The sequence below is a fragment of the Sphingomonas sp. P4_D12 genome, from assembly GCF_056401895.1.
Window position 1 is genome coordinate 164,576 of record NZ_JBFUIL010000003.1, and the last position, 14,275, is coordinate 178,850.

10 protein-coding genes are annotated in these 14,275 nt (G+C 65.1%); 3 read left to right on the plus strand and 7 right to left on the minus strand.

The window, feature by feature from the left end; all coding sequences use genetic code 11:
* Window positions 1–407: 407 nt before the first annotated feature.
* The 5 genes from AC1DSD_RS06725 to AC1DSD_RS06745 form a co-directional block, all read right to left on the minus strand.
* On the minus strand, window positions 408–1,877 hold the full coding sequence (locus tag AC1DSD_RS06725) for an efflux transporter outer membrane subunit (protein WP_478029169.1): 1,470 nt from the start codon (window positions 1,875–1,877) through the stop codon (window positions 408–410).
* A gap of 2 nt (window positions 1,878–1,879) precedes the next feature.
* The gene (locus AC1DSD_RS06730) at window positions 1,880–3,505 is read right to left on the minus strand and encodes a DHA2 family efflux MFS transporter permease subunit (RefSeq protein ID WP_478029170.1); all 1,626 of its coding nucleotides are present in this window, start codon (window positions 3,503–3,505) and stop codon (window positions 1,880–1,882) included.
* A gap of 1 nt (window position 3,506) precedes the next feature.
* On the minus strand, window positions 3,507–4,631 hold the full coding sequence (locus AC1DSD_RS06735; RefSeq protein ID WP_478029171.1) for an HlyD family secretion protein: 1,125 nt from the start codon (window positions 4,629–4,631) through the stop codon (window positions 3,507–3,509).
* The gene (locus tag AC1DSD_RS06740) at window positions 4,628–5,260 is read right to left on the minus strand and encodes a CerR family C-terminal domain-containing protein (protein WP_478029172.1); all 633 of its coding nucleotides are present in this window, start codon (window positions 5,258–5,260) and stop codon (window positions 4,628–4,630) included. The genes AC1DSD_RS06735 and AC1DSD_RS06740 overlap by 4 nt, the downstream gene beginning before the upstream one ends.
* A gap of 93 nt (window positions 5,261–5,353) precedes the next feature.
* Window positions 5,354–7,009: an inorganic phosphate transporter gene (locus tag AC1DSD_RS06745; protein ID WP_478029173.1), complete on the minus strand. Its 1,656-nt coding sequence runs from the start codon at window positions 7,007–7,009 to the stop codon at window positions 5,354–5,356.
* Window positions 7,010–7,140: 131 nt separating this feature from the next.
* Here AC1DSD_RS06745 and AC1DSD_RS06750 point away from each other — a divergent pair, with 131 nt between their 5' ends.
* Complete coding sequence (locus tag AC1DSD_RS06750) at window positions 7,141–7,431, plus strand: hypothetical protein (RefSeq protein ID WP_478029174.1); 291 nt, start codon at window positions 7,141–7,143, stop codon at window positions 7,429–7,431.
* On the opposite strand, the gene AC1DSD_RS06755 is transcribed toward AC1DSD_RS06750, so the two are convergent.
* Together AC1DSD_RS06755 and AC1DSD_RS06760 are read right to left on the minus strand one after the other, a co-directional pair.
* The gene (locus AC1DSD_RS06755; RefSeq protein ID WP_478029175.1) at window positions 7,432–8,679 is read right to left on the minus strand and encodes an MFS transporter; all 1,248 of its coding nucleotides are present in this window, start codon (window positions 8,677–8,679) and stop codon (window positions 7,432–7,434) included.
* Window positions 8,680–8,918: 239 nt separating this feature from the next.
* On the minus strand, window positions 8,919–10,076 hold the full coding sequence (locus AC1DSD_RS06760; RefSeq protein WP_478029176.1) for an aspartyl protease family protein: 1,158 nt from the start codon (window positions 10,074–10,076) through the stop codon (window positions 8,919–8,921).
* Between the two features lie 315 nt (window positions 10,077–10,391).
* Here AC1DSD_RS06760 and AC1DSD_RS06765 point away from each other — a divergent pair, with 315 nt between their 5' ends.
* Together AC1DSD_RS06765 and AC1DSD_RS06770 are read left to right on the plus strand one after the other, a co-directional pair.
* The gene (locus AC1DSD_RS06765) at window positions 10,392–11,789 is read left to right on the plus strand and encodes a class I SAM-dependent methyltransferase (protein WP_478029177.1); all 1,398 of its coding nucleotides are present in this window, start codon (window positions 10,392–10,394) and stop codon (window positions 11,787–11,789) included.
* Window positions 11,790–11,828: 39 nt separating this feature from the next.
* Window positions 11,829–14,216 carry an ATP-dependent helicase gene (locus AC1DSD_RS06770; RefSeq protein ID WP_478029178.1) on the plus strand — a complete coding sequence of 796 codons (2,388 nt, stop codon included), beginning with the start codon at window positions 11,829–11,831 and terminating at the stop codon, window positions 14,214–14,216.
* Window positions 14,217–14,275 lie beyond the last annotated feature (59 nt).

Here is a 14,275-nt window from a genome sequence, read left to right on the forward strand (position 1 = left end):
AAGCTCGCAAGCCTGAAGCTCAGGGAAAACACGTAACTGCCCGGAATCGCGATTGCTTTTGAGTTAAAAAACTATTAAGAATTCGCTCGTGCCCGGGGTGGGCGCATTAGGAGTAAATCAATGCTCGCGTTTCTCATTGCGCTCGTCCACGGCGAACTCATTCGTCCCTGGTAAAGCGATTTTAGACGGCCCGCTTCCCACCGATTGATTTGTTGATTCAACAAGTTGACGGTGGAAGCGGGTCGCTCTGTATCTGGCTGGTTCGCTCTCTTGCGCCGCCGCCATCGCGACCGAAAGTCGCGCTAAATTAACCTTTTATTAACTTTTCCGAATCGGGCGCTAACCATTACGCGCCGTGGCAACCCCCTGCGCGAAAAAAATGGCCTGCCTGTTGCGCAACGCGCTCGTTAGCCGGCGCTCGGCGCACCTTCCGACCATCCGCCACCAATCGCCTTGAACAAGGCAACCGACAGCTGTCGCAGCTGTGCATCGCTGTCCGCCAGGTTTTCTCGCGCGCGTAAGACGTCAACCTGCGTGTTGATGACCGTATCCTGAGCGACCAAGCCTGCCTGGTACCGCGCCAGATCGGCGGCGGCGGTGCGGTCGGCGTCGGCCAACGCCTGACGCAGGAGAGCATTGCGACGGCGCTCGGCATCGATCCGGCTCAACGGATCCTCGACGTCGCGTAGCGCCCGCAGCACCGTCAGGCGATAATCCTGATAGGCTTGCTCGCGCTGCTCCTTGCGGATGTTCACCGTCGCCTTGCGCTTTCCCCAATCCAACAGCGGAAAGGTCGCCTGTCCGGTGCCGGTCAACTGCAGGCTATCGCCCGCAAACAGGCTGCCCAGCGAGGTGGAAATGAGCTGTGCCATCCCGGTCAGGCTGAACTTCGGGTAGAGATCGGCGACGGCAACGCCGATATCGGCGGTCGACGCGGCAAGGTTGCGTTCGGCGGCGCGAATGTCCGGGCGGCGGCGTAGCAGGTCGCTGGGCAATCCGGCTGGAATTTCCGGGGTGGGAACCAGCGCAGGCAACGGCCCGGACAGTTCCGCCATCAAAGCCTCTGGCGGTTGTCCGACGAGGACACCGAGCGCGTGCTTGCGCACGTCGAGATCGGCCTTGAGCGGTTCCAATCGCGCGCGTGTCGCAGTGATGTTGCCGTTCTGCCGGGTGACGTCGATCGATGGCGTCAGCCCGACCTTGGCGATGTTCGAGGCGATCTGTAGCGCCCTGCTCTGCCGTTCGACCTCGCTCTCGATCACGGCGATCTGTTCCTGATCGAGGCGAAGCGCGAAATAGGCGTCGGCGACTTCGGCCGCGAGCGTCACCGCGGCGTCGCGCCCGTTCCACTCGGCTGCCTCCGTTCGCGCCAGCGCCGCCTCGACGCCGCGACGGCCGCCACCGAACACGTCAAGCTCCCAGCTCGCGTCGAAACCGACCGCGAAGGTCTTGATACTGTCGCCGGGCAAAGCGACGCCGGAAGGCGGTCCGCTATTGCCGCCTCCCGAAAAGGCCCGCGCTAGCGTCGCGAAGCCGGCATTCTTGCTGAACTTGACATCGGTCGCGTTGGCGTCGGCGTTGACCACCGGCTTGTACTGCGCGCGCGCCTGGATTTCGCCCAACCGCGCCTGACGCACGCGGCTGGCCGCGGACGCCATGTCCGGATTGTCCTTCAGCGCGCGATCGATCAAGTCGGTCAGTTTGGGATCGTTGAACGCCTCCCACCAATGCCCCGGATCGATCGCCTGGCCGGGAGGCGGCGCGCCTTGCGGGCCGGCATAGGTCGCAGGGGCTGCCAGATCGGGCTTGGTATAGTTCGGACCGACGGTGCAGGCGGCAAGCGCCAGCATGGAGACGAGCAAAATCGGTTTCTTCATCATCAATGTCCCATTCCGCCGCTCGCGCCCTTGCCCGATCTCATGAAGATGATCACCGGCAGCAAGATCAGGATCAGCACCATCAGCGACCGGAAGACGTCGAGGAACCCGAGCATCGCCGCCTGCCGCTGCACTTGTTGATAGAGGATCGCGTGGGGCAGCGTGGTCGGATCGCCCAAGCCGGCGAACGCGCCCTGCGCCCTAGCCAGCCAGTCGGTGTAATTGGGATCGAGCGGATTGAGTTTCTGGACCAGCTCTGTCTGGTGCCGCTGCATCGAACCGGCGAGCATCGATTGCGCCGCCGAGATACCGATCGACCCGCCAAGGTTGCGCGCGACGTTGAGCAGGCTCGACGCTTGCGCGGTCTTGTTGCGCGGCAGCCCCTGATAGGCGACCGCGTTGATCGGCACGAACAGGAATGGCAGCGCCATCGCCTGATAAAGCCGCCCCATCGCGGCATCGGCGAAGCTGATATCGACACTGAAATGCGACATGTTCCACAGCGCCGCCGCTTGCACGAGCAAGGCCCCGCCGAGCAGAATCCGGGCGTCGACCTTGCCGACCATTCGGCCCGCGAACGGCACGGCGACCAATGTCGCGAGACCGCCGAGCGTCAGCGCCAGCCCGGCGTCGAACGAGCTGTAGCCCATCACCTGCTGCAACATCTGCGGGATCAGCTGGGTCGTACCGAACAGGATCAGGCCGGTGATGCCCATGATCAGCGTGGTGATCGCGAAACTTCGATTCTTGAACAATTTGAGGTCGACCACTGGGTCCTTGTGGTTGAGTTCCCAGAAGACCAGCGCGACCAGCGATACTGCCGATATCGTCGCGGTGGCGACGATCAGCCCGCTGGCGAACCAGTCCTCGCGTTCACCGCGGTCGAGCGTCAGTTCGAAAAAACCGAGGCCAAGCGCGACCAGGATCACGCCGATATAGTCGATGCGAAGCCCGCCCTCGAGCCGCTTGGCGCGATCGTCCTTCACTTGCTTGGGCTCGTCGACGAACAAATCGGCCAGGATCCAAGCGCCAATACCGATCGGGACGTTGATCAGGAACACCCAATGCCAGCTCGACGTTTCGGTGATCCAACCACCGAGCGTCGGTCCAAGCACCGGACCGACCACGACGACGATAGCGAAGGCCGCCATCGCCATGCCGCGCTGCCTGGGCGGGAAAGTGTCGACCAACATCGATTGCTCGACCGGCGCCAGCCCGCCGCCGCCTATCCCCTGGAAGACGCGCGCGATGACTAAGGTCGTAAGATTGGGCGCGATCCCGCAAACGAACGACGAGATCGTGAACAAGGCGATCGAGATCAGGAAATAGCGTTTGCGCCCGATCGCGTCGGACAGCCAGCCCGAGATCGGGATGACGATGGCGTTGGCGACCAGATAGCTGGTCAGCACCCAGGTCGCCTGATCAATGGTGATCGACAGGCCGCCGGCGATATGGTCGAGGCTGACGTTGGCGATCGAGGTGTCGAGCACCTCCATGAAGGTCGGCAGTGAGATGATCGCGACGATCAGCCAGGGATTGAACCGCCCCGCCGCCGACCTGCCGTCATCCCAGCCATCCTCGCTCGGCGCGGGTTTCGCCGCGCCGGCCGGAGCCGCGGCACTCGCCATCTCAGCGGACCTTGACCGACGGGGTCACCGACATGCCGGGGCCGATCGGGTAATTGCGCGGATCTGGATTGCCGTTGCCGGTGATGAAGTTGATCCGCACCGGCACGCGCTGGACCACTTTGACGTAATTGCCGGTCGCGTTCTGCGGCGGCAGGATGGCGAAGGCCTGACCGGCGCCGCGCTGGATCGAATCGACCCGCCCCTTGAACTCGACATCAGGATAGGCGTCGACCTTGATCGTCACCGGCTGCCCGATCCGCATGTTCTTGAGCTGGGTTTCCTTGAAGTTCGCGGTGACCCACATCGTATCGGGCACGATCGCCAGCAACTGGCTGCCCGGCGCGACGTACGAGCCCTTGTTGACCTGGCGATTGACCACCTGGCCCGAGACCGGCGCGACGAGGCGGAGATTGCCCAAGGTGACATTGGCCTGCGCGACCTGCGCACGCTTGGCGGCGATGACCGCGCCGGCGGCATCGACCTGCCTGCGCGCGACGGCGATCTGCGCGTCCGAGCTCGCGATCTGGCGCTGGGCAGCATCGGCCTGCGCCCGGGTCGAATTGGCGTTGGCGCGCGCCTGGTCGAGCTGGGTCGAGGCGACCGCCGAGCGATCGATCCTCGCCAGATTCTGATAGCGGGCGAGATCCTGTGCCGCCTTGACCGCGGCGGCCATTGGGGCTTGCGCTTCCGCCGCCGACTGGTTGCGCGTGGCGATCGCGCTGCTGACCTGCGCCTGCGCCTGTTGCAGCTGCGCGAGGGCCTGATCGACCCCGGCGCGGGCTTCGTCGAGCTGCGCTTCGGGACCCGTGGGCTTGATCACCGCCAGCAACTGGCCGGCATTGACGTGGCGATTGTCTAAATCGGCGACATCGATCAGCGTTCCGGCCACTTCGGGTGCGATGCGGACGATGTGCGCGTCGACGAACGCGTCATCGGTCGCTTCGAACTGACGCGAGTGCAGATAATAGAGCGTGCCGCCAATGACCGCGACCCCTGCCACCAGGATCAATACCCAGAAGAACGGCCGGCGATAGATCGGGGTCGTGTCCTTAGCGTTCTTGCCATCGTCGTGCGCGCCGGCGTCGGGCTGATCGGCTGCGGGCTCGGGCTTGGTATCGTCGCTCATCGGCTTTCCTTTGCTTCCGCCGTCAGGGCATCGAGAATGGCGTTGGTGTTGATCCGGATTCGCGCGCGGATTCGTTCGGCGAGCGCTGCATCGATCACCTCGACGTCGAGCACACGCAGCACTGAGGCGCGTGCCGATCGCACGACCAACACCTGGCCGAACAACGTCATCGTCGCGATTCGTGCCGCCTCGCTGTCGTCGATCCCGGCCGCGGTGCAGACGAACCGCACCAGCCTCCGCAGCATCTGGCCCATCGGTCCGTCGAACAGCCGGGCAAAGGCGGCGGTTGGGTGCATCTGCTCCCGCACGATGAACAGGCTCCAGTTCCGGACCTGCTGGTCGAGCATCTTGTCGAGCAACGCGCCCAGCACACGGTGAATGGCCTCGCGCGCCGCGACCTGATCTCCGTCGGCCACTTCTATCGCGAACGCGGGCGACATCGTCTCACCCATTTGCTGCGCGATATAATCGGCGGCGGCCAGATAAAGCCCCTCCTTGCCACCGTAATGATAGGTGATCGAAGACATCGCCGTCCCGGCGGCCGCAGCGATTTCGCGCGTGCTGGCCCCTTCCAGCCCATGCCTTCCGAAGGCATCGACCGCGATATCGAGGAGTCGCTGCTGGACCATGTGCCGCCCATTAGTTCGTTCGAACGAACAAGCAACCTTTAAATGAAAGGAGAGAGCAAAATCCGCTCTCCCCTTCCCGCGATCAGATGGTCGTCAGCTGACGAATTGCAACAGGATCCAATATAGGCCGCCCGACAGGATCATTGCCGCCGGCAGCGTTAACACCCAAGCAAGCACCATGTTCCGTATCGTGCGGAACTGCAGCCCGGCGCGATTGGCGAGGCTGGCTCCGGCGACGCCCGACGTCAGGATGTGCGTGGTCGACACCGGCACCGCCATTCTGTCCGCGAACGCGATTGTAACGCCGGCGACCAGTTCCGCCGCCGCGCCCATGCCATAGGTCAGATGCGTCTTGCCGATCCGCTCGCCCACCGTCTTCACGATGCGCCGCCAGCCGACCATCGTGCCAAGTCCGAGCGCGATCGCCACCGCCAGCTTCACCCAGATCGGGATATAGCGCGTGCCCTGTTCGAGATTCTTCTGATAGCCGTCGATCGCCTTGAGTTCGTCGGGGCGGAACCGCGAGCCGGCGTCCTTCGCCTTGGTGATCAGCTTCGACGTGTCGAGCACGAGGTACATGTCGTTGCGCAGGTTTCCGGTCGCCGCCGCAGGAACGTTGGAAATCGTGCCATAGCCCTGGATGCGCTGGCTGATGTCGCCCGACAGCGTGGTGATTGCGCCATAGACGCGAGCATCGTCTGCCTTGCGTTGTTGCAGCGCGGCGACCAAGGTCGCGCGGGCATTGTCGGCATTCGGATCCGCGGCACCGGCGCGTGCCGCGAACGGCGCCACCCCGCTCTTTGCCGTCTCGATGAACGCCGCGCTGGCGCTGGCCGGCATCGTCCGATTGAGCGCATAAGCGGTCGGCGCGCAGCCGATCAGGATGAGCATGATCAGGCCCATGCCCTTTTGCCCGTCATTCGAGCCGTGGAAGAAGCTGACGAGCGTACAGGTAAAGATCAGCAACGCGCGGATCGGCCCCGGCGGCGGCGCGTCACCCTGGGGCGCCTCGTAGAGGCTGGGCGTACGGATCACCTTTTTCATCAGCGAGAGCAGAAGGAACGCGCAGGCGAATCCGATCAACGGGCTCCAGAACAGGCCGGACAGCACGCCATAGGCCTGGCTCCAGTCGACTCCGGCAGTGCCGCCCTTCGAGCCGGCGGAAATGAGCTGATTGGCGAGACCGACGCCGAGCACCGACCCGATCAGCGTGTGGCTCGACGAATTGGGCAGCCCGACATACCAGGTCGCCAGGTTCCACAGCACCGCCGCCAGCAACAAGGCGAAGATCATCGCATAGCCGGCATTGGATCCGACATGCAGGACCAGGTCGACCGGCAACAATGTAACGATCGTATAGGCAACCGCGCCCGAAGACAGCAGCACGCCGAGGAAGTTGAACGCCCCCGACCACATCACCGCGAGCGGCGCCGGCATCGAATTGGTATAGATGACCGTCGCCACCGCATTGGCGGTGTCGTGAAAGCCATTCACGAATTCGAAGCCTAGCGCGATCACCAAGGCAACGATCAGGAACGCAAAGACGTGCGTCGCCATCTGTTCGCCGACATGGTTAGTGTCGACCAGGATCGAATAGCCGGCATAGCCCAGCGCGCCGATGATCAGCGCGACGAACACGAATTTCGCGATCGGATGGTTCGGCTGATCGAGTCGTGGGCCTCGCGCATCCTGGCCGGACTCGGCCGCGAGAAGCACTTGGCCTGAATCAGCCGTCAAATCGGTAGCCATGCCGCCGCCCTGCACGGATCGTGTGACAGGCTTGTTACAGCCCTGTCCCAACGCGGGGCGGCATTGCCGATTTCTTCATAGTCGCGCGGCTAAGCCGCCTCCGATCGACATCGATTCGCCAAGGGACGCGCATGAAGGAGAATAGGTCATTCGTGATCACGCTGGCGCTTGCGATAATGTCGGGCGCGATGATCGGATTGTTCGCGTTCGGCGTTAGCGGCAAGGGCGCTCAGCCGGCCCCCGCGATAGAGGCCTCCCCGGATGCCAATGTCAACGCCAGCGCGGCGCCTTCAGCGCCTTCGCCTTCGAGCCCTACGCCCGAATCGATGGCGCCGGTCCAATATGACGATCCCAATGCCGGCGGCACTCCCGCAGCGACGCCGACGCAAGAGTCTCCGGTCCGCCGCCCCGTCTTGTTGTGATCAGCGGCGGCGCGACGCGGCCAGCCCGATCCAGCTCAGCACTCCCGCCGCCGCCAGATACAGACCGACCCAACCGAGCCCGCGCGCCGACAATGCCTGCGCCGCAAATGGGGTCAGCGCGCCTCCAATCACGCCGCCGACATTGAACGCGATCGACGCCCCGGTATAGCGCACGCGCGCCGGGAATTGATCGGGCAGCCATGCGCCGACGGGCCCATAGACGAACCCCATCACGAACAGCGCCAAGGCGAGAAACACTCCTGCCAGCAGCAGCGGCCCCGCCATCAGCGGCGCGAGCAAGATGCCCGCGACGACCGTCCCGGCGCATCCCCACATCAACACTGCGCGCGGGCTCGACCGGTCGCTCCACCAGCCGGCGATCGCGATGCCCGCGGCCATGAACAGGATCGCGACGAGCTGGACGCCGAGAAACGCCTGTTTGGGGTGGCCGAGTTTGGTCGTGCCGTAGCCCAATGCGAACGCGGTCGCGATGTAGAAGATCGCGAAACACGCCACCACCGCCAGCGTCCCGCGCGCGACTGCGCCGAGATGCTCGCGCGCCATTTCGCCCAGCGGAACACTCGGCGGCGGCCCTTCCGCGAGGACGCGCTTGAACGCCGGCGTCTCGCTCACCTTGAGCCGCACCCACAGCCCGAGCCCGACCAGGATCGCGCTCGCCAAGAACGGCAGCCGCCATCCCCAGTCGCGAAACTGATCGGGCGTCAACGTCACGCCGAGGATCAGGAACAGGCCGTTGGCCGCGATGAACCCGATCGGCGCGCCCATTTGCGGCGCGGTGCCGAACCTGCCACGCCATCCCTCCGGCGCATTCTCAACCGCGAGCAAGGCCGCTCCGCCCCACTCGCCGCCCAGCCCGAACCCCTGGCCGAAGCGCAGCACGCACAACAATAACGGCGCCCACCAGCCGATCTGCTGATAGGTCGGCAGGAACGCGATCAGCAATGTCGACGCGCCCATCAGCATCAGGCTGGCGACCAGCGTCGACTTGCGCCCGATGCGGTCGCCGAAATGGCCGAACACCGCGGCCCCTACCGGGCGCGCGACGAAGGCGAGCCCGAAACTGGCATAAGCCGACAGCAATTGCGCGGTGTCGGAGGTCGACGGAAAAAACAGCGGCCCGAGCACCAACGCGGCAGCCGTCGCGTAGATATAGAAATCGTAAAACTCGACCGAGGTGCCGACGAGCGCGGCGAGCAGGATGCGGCGATTGGCGATGATCGGGTGCATGCGCCCACTGCACGCAGCCTGAGACAATTTGCAACAATTGCGACATTGCGCTGCGACAAAGTGCGCCTACCTATGCGTTGCCGCGGAGAGTTCTTCCCCTTGCTTGCCGCGGTTTGTACCGGTCGCCTCCCCTGTCGGCCGGTCCTCCCTGAACTACGGGGCGGTTCCACCTGCGAACCGCCCCCTTTTTTTTGCCTAGGGAAGCTTCGCCACGCTCCTCATGCGCGGCTGCCGGCCGCTCACAGAAAATCGCTGAGCGTGAACGCAACATCCAGCGATTGCCCGCCTCGCTCTATCTTCAGCACAACGCGACTGCCGACCGATGCGCTGATCGTCCTCAGTACATCGCTCCATTCTCCGACGACGCGGTCGCCCGGCTGGATGCCTGCTTTGGCCGCGGGACTGCCATTGCCCACCGACGCGACAACGATCCGCGGACCGGCGCGATCGAGCCAGAGACCCGACGGGCCATAGCGGTCGGGCGGCGAAACCTGGCGGCTGGGCTTGATCCACAATCTGCGACCGTGGGAATCGATCGACGTATTGAACAGCCGGATGAACGACAAGCCGACAATGCCGTCCAGATTGCTGCCAAGATCGTTGCCGAGCAACGAAATCAGCGGGCGATCGAGCCGCACGTCGCCGAGCGTCATCTCGTCGACCCGCACCGTCCGCGCGATCGGCCCGGCCCCGCCGATGCCGTTGGGGCGGCTGGGAGCGAACGGGCGATTGTCCCACAACCCGAGGCGTCGCGCCGCCGCTTGGTAGAGCGACAGCGTGTTGGGAGACCCGGTGTCGAGCGCGCAACGCAGCGGACGGCCGTTAACGAGGATCGTCGCGACTATCTTGCGCGAACCTCGGTCGGGCTGGTTCGCGCGGGGAATTTCCGAGTCGACCGCGACATAGCCGGCCCGGTCGCCGCGGCCATCGGGATAGATGCGCAACTCGCCCGCATCGAAATCGAGATCGGTGTCGCTCGCAGTCAAGATCCCCGCGGCCAGCGCCCCGTATATGTCCTGCTGATAGCCGAACCTGAACGAATCCTCGAGCACCACCGACGATTGGCGAATCCCGCCGCCGATAATGAAATCGCGCGCGAGATAGATTGCGTACCGGTCGCCCTTACCGCCGATCCCGCGCGAGGCTTCATAGCCCTGAACCGGCAAGTTGAGTTTCTTGGCAAGATCGGGGCGGACAATGCTCACATACGTGCCGGTATCGATCATGAAGATGAACGGCCCCTGCCCGTTCATCCCCACGGCGATCAGCACGCGGTTACCCTCGAGCGAGATGCTCGCCTTGAACACCCGCCCTTGCGCTGCGAATGCGGGCAGCGATCCGACCATGATTCCGCCGGCCACCGTCGCGATCGCAGTCCGCCTGTCAAACTCGACCATGCCTGATTCCCCGCTTCTCGCCGCATCCTATCGGGCACGGTAGTGGAGGAAAACCGTTTGCCGAAAAATCAGTCGCTTGCGACATTTTGATACAGCCGTGACACGCGCGTGCGACAAATGGCGCTCAGAGCGCCGCTCGCGGTAGGCCCCTTGCGTGCCGCGAGCGCCGGTCCATCCCCATGTGCCGGCTCTTCCCGAACTGCGGGGCGGTTCTTCCCCGAACCGCCCCGATTTTTCGGCGGCGATATCGCGGCCAGGCCATAGCGCCGCTCCGCCGGCTTGCCGCTCCGCGGCCGCCACGCCATGGTCGCGGCGATGACCGATACACCCTCCGTCAAGCGCCTCGCCGCCGCGACCAGCGCCTGGCGCGCGGCGCCCGACGATGCGGTCGCGCGTACCCGACTGGCGGCGCTGCTGTGGCGCCGACCCGATCTGGCCGATGCGTCACACTTGCCGGCGATTGCGGCGATGATTCGCGATCCGGGGATCGATCCCGCCCAGTTCGAACGTTCAGGCTGGATTGCGCTTGGCTCCGCCCTGCCCGACCCCGGCGATCCGCAGGCCGCTGCGCGCTGGCTCGACCGCGACGATCTCGCGATCGCGCTGGTCGAGGAAACCCAGGTCGCCGATGCCGCCGCCGAGCGCGTGTTGAGCGCGGTGCGCCGCTGGCTGCTGCTCGACCGCAAGACTGCCGCTTTTCCTCGCCTCACGGCGGCGTTGATCCGGCAAGCGACGATCAACGGTGGTGCCTGGCCGTTCGATGCCGAAGAGCGAGCGGCGCTCTCCACGGCGCCCGATTTCCGCTCCGCCTATTTGCCCGAACCACCGGCCGCCATCGGCGCGGACTTCGCCGCGCCAGTGACGCGCGCGGTGGCGGCGCAATATGGTCGCTGGCCCTATCCGGTGTGGCAACGACCGAACGCCGTCACGCTACGATCGCTTGCCGAGACGTTGCGCACGTGCGGCCCGGACGCACCGATCCTGCCCGAGCGGCCCAATATCCTGGTCGCCGGGTGCGGCACGGGACGCGAAGCGATGAGTCTCGCTCGCCTGGCGCCCGATGCGACGGTGACGGCGATCGAGCTCAGTGAGACCTCGCTGGCCGTCGCGCGGGCGCGTTGCGCCGAGCAAGCCAATTTGCGGTTGCTGCGCCACGATCTCCATGCCGTCGCCGAGCTTGGCCAGCGGTTCGACTATATCGTCTGCTCCGGCGTGCTTCATCATCTGCCCGATCCCGAAGCCGGCTGGGCGGCGCTGGTCGGCGTATTGGCGCCCAGCGGCGCGATGCAGGTCGCGCTGTACAGCCGGATCGCGCGGTTGTCGGTCGCCGCCGCGCGGATGCGGCTCGGCGCGCTGATGCGCGAACCGGTCAGCGACGACCTGATCCGCGAGGCACGGCGCCGGCTGATCGCCGCGCCAGTGCCCGGCGTCACCGACTCGCGCGATTTCTTCAGCACAGCGGGCGTTCACGATCTGCTGTTCCACGTGCATGAGGATTGCTTCGACGTGCCGAGGATCGAGCAGGCAATCGATGCGCTCGGCCTCAAATTGCTGCGCTTCGGCCTACCGACACCGGAAGATGCCGCGCGGTATCGCGAGCTGGCGCCGCACGATCCGCTGCACCGCGATCTCGTTGCCTGGCATGCTTATGAAATCCATCACCCGTCGACCTTCGCGGCGATGTATAAGATGACGCTTACCCGCGCGTCCTGACGGTTGCCCCGCCGGGCGCCGTTCCCTAAGTGTTCACGCGTGACCGACCCTGCCCCCGCCTCTCTTCCCGACGATCCGCCCTATCTGCGCGGCCTCAATCCGCCGCAGCGTGAAGCGGTGCTGACCACCGACGGCCCGGTGCTGGTGCTGGCCGGCGCGGGCACCGGCAAGACTGCGGCGCTGACCGCCCGGCTCGCGCACCTGTTGTGGACGCGCAAGGCTTATCCGTCGGAGATCCTCAGCGTCACTTTTACCAACCGCGCCGCGCGCGAAATGAAGGAGCGCGTCGGGCGGCTGGTCGGCGATGCGGTCGAGGGGATGCCGTGGCTCGGCACGTTCCACGCGATCGGCGCCAAGATGCTGCGCCGCCATGCCGAACTGGTCGGACTGCATCCCAATTTCACCATCCTCGACACCGACGACCAATTGCGCCTGCTCAAGCAGCTCATCCAGGCGGAGGATCTCGACGAGAAACGCTGGCCGGCGCGCCAATTGGGCGGCCTGATCGACGAGTGGAAGAATAAGGGCCTGACCCCCAAGGACGTCGATGCCGGCGAGGGCGAGCGCTACGCCAATGGCCGCGGCGCGCAGCTTTATGCCGCCTATCAGGACCGGTTGCGCGCGCTCAACGCCTGCGATTTCGGCGACTTGCTGCTCCACATGCTGACCATCCTGAAGACCGATCGCGAGGTGCTGCAGCTTTATCAGCAGCGCTTCCGCTACATCATGGTCGACGAATATCAGGACACCAACAGCGTCCAGTATCTCTGGCTGCGGCTGCTGGCGCAGGAGCGCAAGAATATCTGCTGCGTCGGCGACGACGACCAATCGATCTATTCGTGGCGCGGCGCACAGGTCGAAAACATCCTGAAGTTCGAGAAGGATTTCCCCGGCGCCAAGGTGATCCGGCTCGAACAGAATTACCGCTCCACCCCGCACATCCTCGCCGCCGCGTCGGGGGTGATCGCCAACAATTCGGGCCGGCTCGGCAAGACCTTGTGGACCGAGCATAATGACGGCGAGAAGGTCAAGGTACTCGGCGTCTGGGACGGGCCCGAGGAAGCGCGCCGCGTCGGCGACGAGATCGAGGCCGCGCAACAGATCCGCAAGGCCAGCCTGGACGACATCGCCATCCTGGTCCGCGCGCAGCACCAGACGCGCGAGTTCGAAGACCGCTTCATCTCGATCGGCATGCCCTATCGCATCGTCGGCGGTTTTCGCTTCTACGAGCGGCAGGAAATCCGCGACGCGCTCGCCTATCTCCGCGTCGTCGCCCAGCCGGCCGACGATCTGGCGTTCGAGCGCATCGTCAATACCCCCAAACGCGGCCTGGGCGACAAGGCGCTGGCCAAGGTCCACCAGCTCGCCCGCGCCGAACAGGTGCCGCTGACGACCGCGGCAGCGCGCATCCTCGACACCGACGAACTCACCCCGCAAGCCCGCCGCGCGCTCGGCAACCTCGTCATCGACATCGCCCGATGGCGAGACATGCTGAATTCCTCCGCGCTTCGCGGAGAGGGGGACCAGCTAGCGGAGCTGACTGGTGGAGGGGGCGTGCCTCACTCGGAACTCGCCAGAGTGATCCTCGACGAATCCGGCTACACCGCCATGTGGCAAGCCGAGAAATCCGCCGACGCCGCCGGCCGCCTCGAGAACCTGAGCGAACTCGTCCGCGCGATGGAGGAATATGAAACGCTCGGCGCGTTCCTCGAACATGTCAGCCTCGTCATGGATAACGAAGCCCAGGCCGATGAGGCCAAGGTCACGATCATGACCATCCACGCCGCCAAGGGGTTGGAGTTCGACACCGTGTTCCTGGTCGGCTGGGAGGAAGGCCTGTTCCCTTCGCAACGCGCGCTCGACGAAGGCGGGCTGACCAGCCTCGAGGAGGAACGCCGCCTCGCTTATGTCGCGATCACCCGCGCGCGGCGCCGCGCGATCATCATCCACGCCGCCAACCGCCGCATCTACGGTCAATGGACCTCGAGCATCCCCAGCCGCTTCGTCGCCGAACTGCCCGATGCCAATATCGAGAGCGAAAGCAGCATGTCGGGGGGCGAAAGCCTGTGGCGCGCCAACTGGAGCGAGCGCAGCGACCCGTTCGCGGATGTCGGACGTGGGACCGGGCGCGGGCCGGGATGGCAGAGGGCGGCCGGCACGCTCAACGCGGCCAAGCCGGGCGGCGAGTGGCAGAGCCGGACGTTCACGCGCGAACCGGCGCGGGTGGTGGAGAGCCGCGCGAGCGCGGTGAGTTTGGGGAATAAGGGTCGCAGCGACCTGTCGGTCGGCATGCGCGTGTTCCACCAGAAGTTCGGTTATGGCGAGATCGCGGAGATTGAGGGAAATAAGCTTGAGATCGATTTCGAGCAGGCCGGGCGGAAGCGAGTGATGGATAGCTTTGTGACGTTGAGCAATGGTCAAATCTAGGGCGATAGCATCGGCCTTCATTTTGCCTCGACCGTGGGGCGAATCTCTCGAATTCTTGG

Bases quoted from the DNA above. Each gene is read 5' to 3' on its own strand.
- AC1DSD_RS06725 (WP_478029169.1), bottom strand. From the start codon at position 1,877: ATGAAGAAACCGATTTTGCTCGTCTCCATGCTGGCGCTTGCCGCCTGC.
- AC1DSD_RS06730 (WP_478029170.1), bottom strand. From the start codon at position 3,505: ATGGCGAGTGCCGCGGCTCCGGCCGGCGCGGCGAAACCCGCGCCGAGC.
- AC1DSD_RS06735 (WP_478029171.1), bottom strand. From the start codon at position 4,631: ATGAGCGACGATACCAAGCCCGAGCCCGCAGCCGATCAGCCCGACGCC.
- AC1DSD_RS06740 (WP_478029172.1), bottom strand. From the start codon at position 5,260: ATGGTCCAGCAGCGACTCCTCGATATCGCGGTCGATGCCTTCGGAAGG.
- AC1DSD_RS06745 (WP_478029173.1), bottom strand. From the start codon at position 7,009: ATGGCTACCGATTTGACGGCTGATTCAGGCCAAGTGCTTCTCGCGGCC.
- AC1DSD_RS06750 (WP_478029174.1), top strand. From the start codon at position 7,141: ATGAAGGAGAATAGGTCATTCGTGATCACGCTGGCGCTTGCGATAATG.
- AC1DSD_RS06755 (WP_478029175.1), bottom strand. From the start codon at position 8,679: ATGCACCCGATCATCGCCAATCGCCGCATCCTGCTCGCCGCGCTCGTC.
- AC1DSD_RS06760 (WP_478029176.1), bottom strand. From the start codon at position 10,076: ATGGTCGAGTTTGACAGGCGGACTGCGATCGCGACGGTGGCCGGCGGA.
- AC1DSD_RS06765 (WP_478029177.1), top strand. From the start codon at position 10,392: ATGACCGATACACCCTCCGTCAAGCGCCTCGCCGCCGCGACCAGCGCC.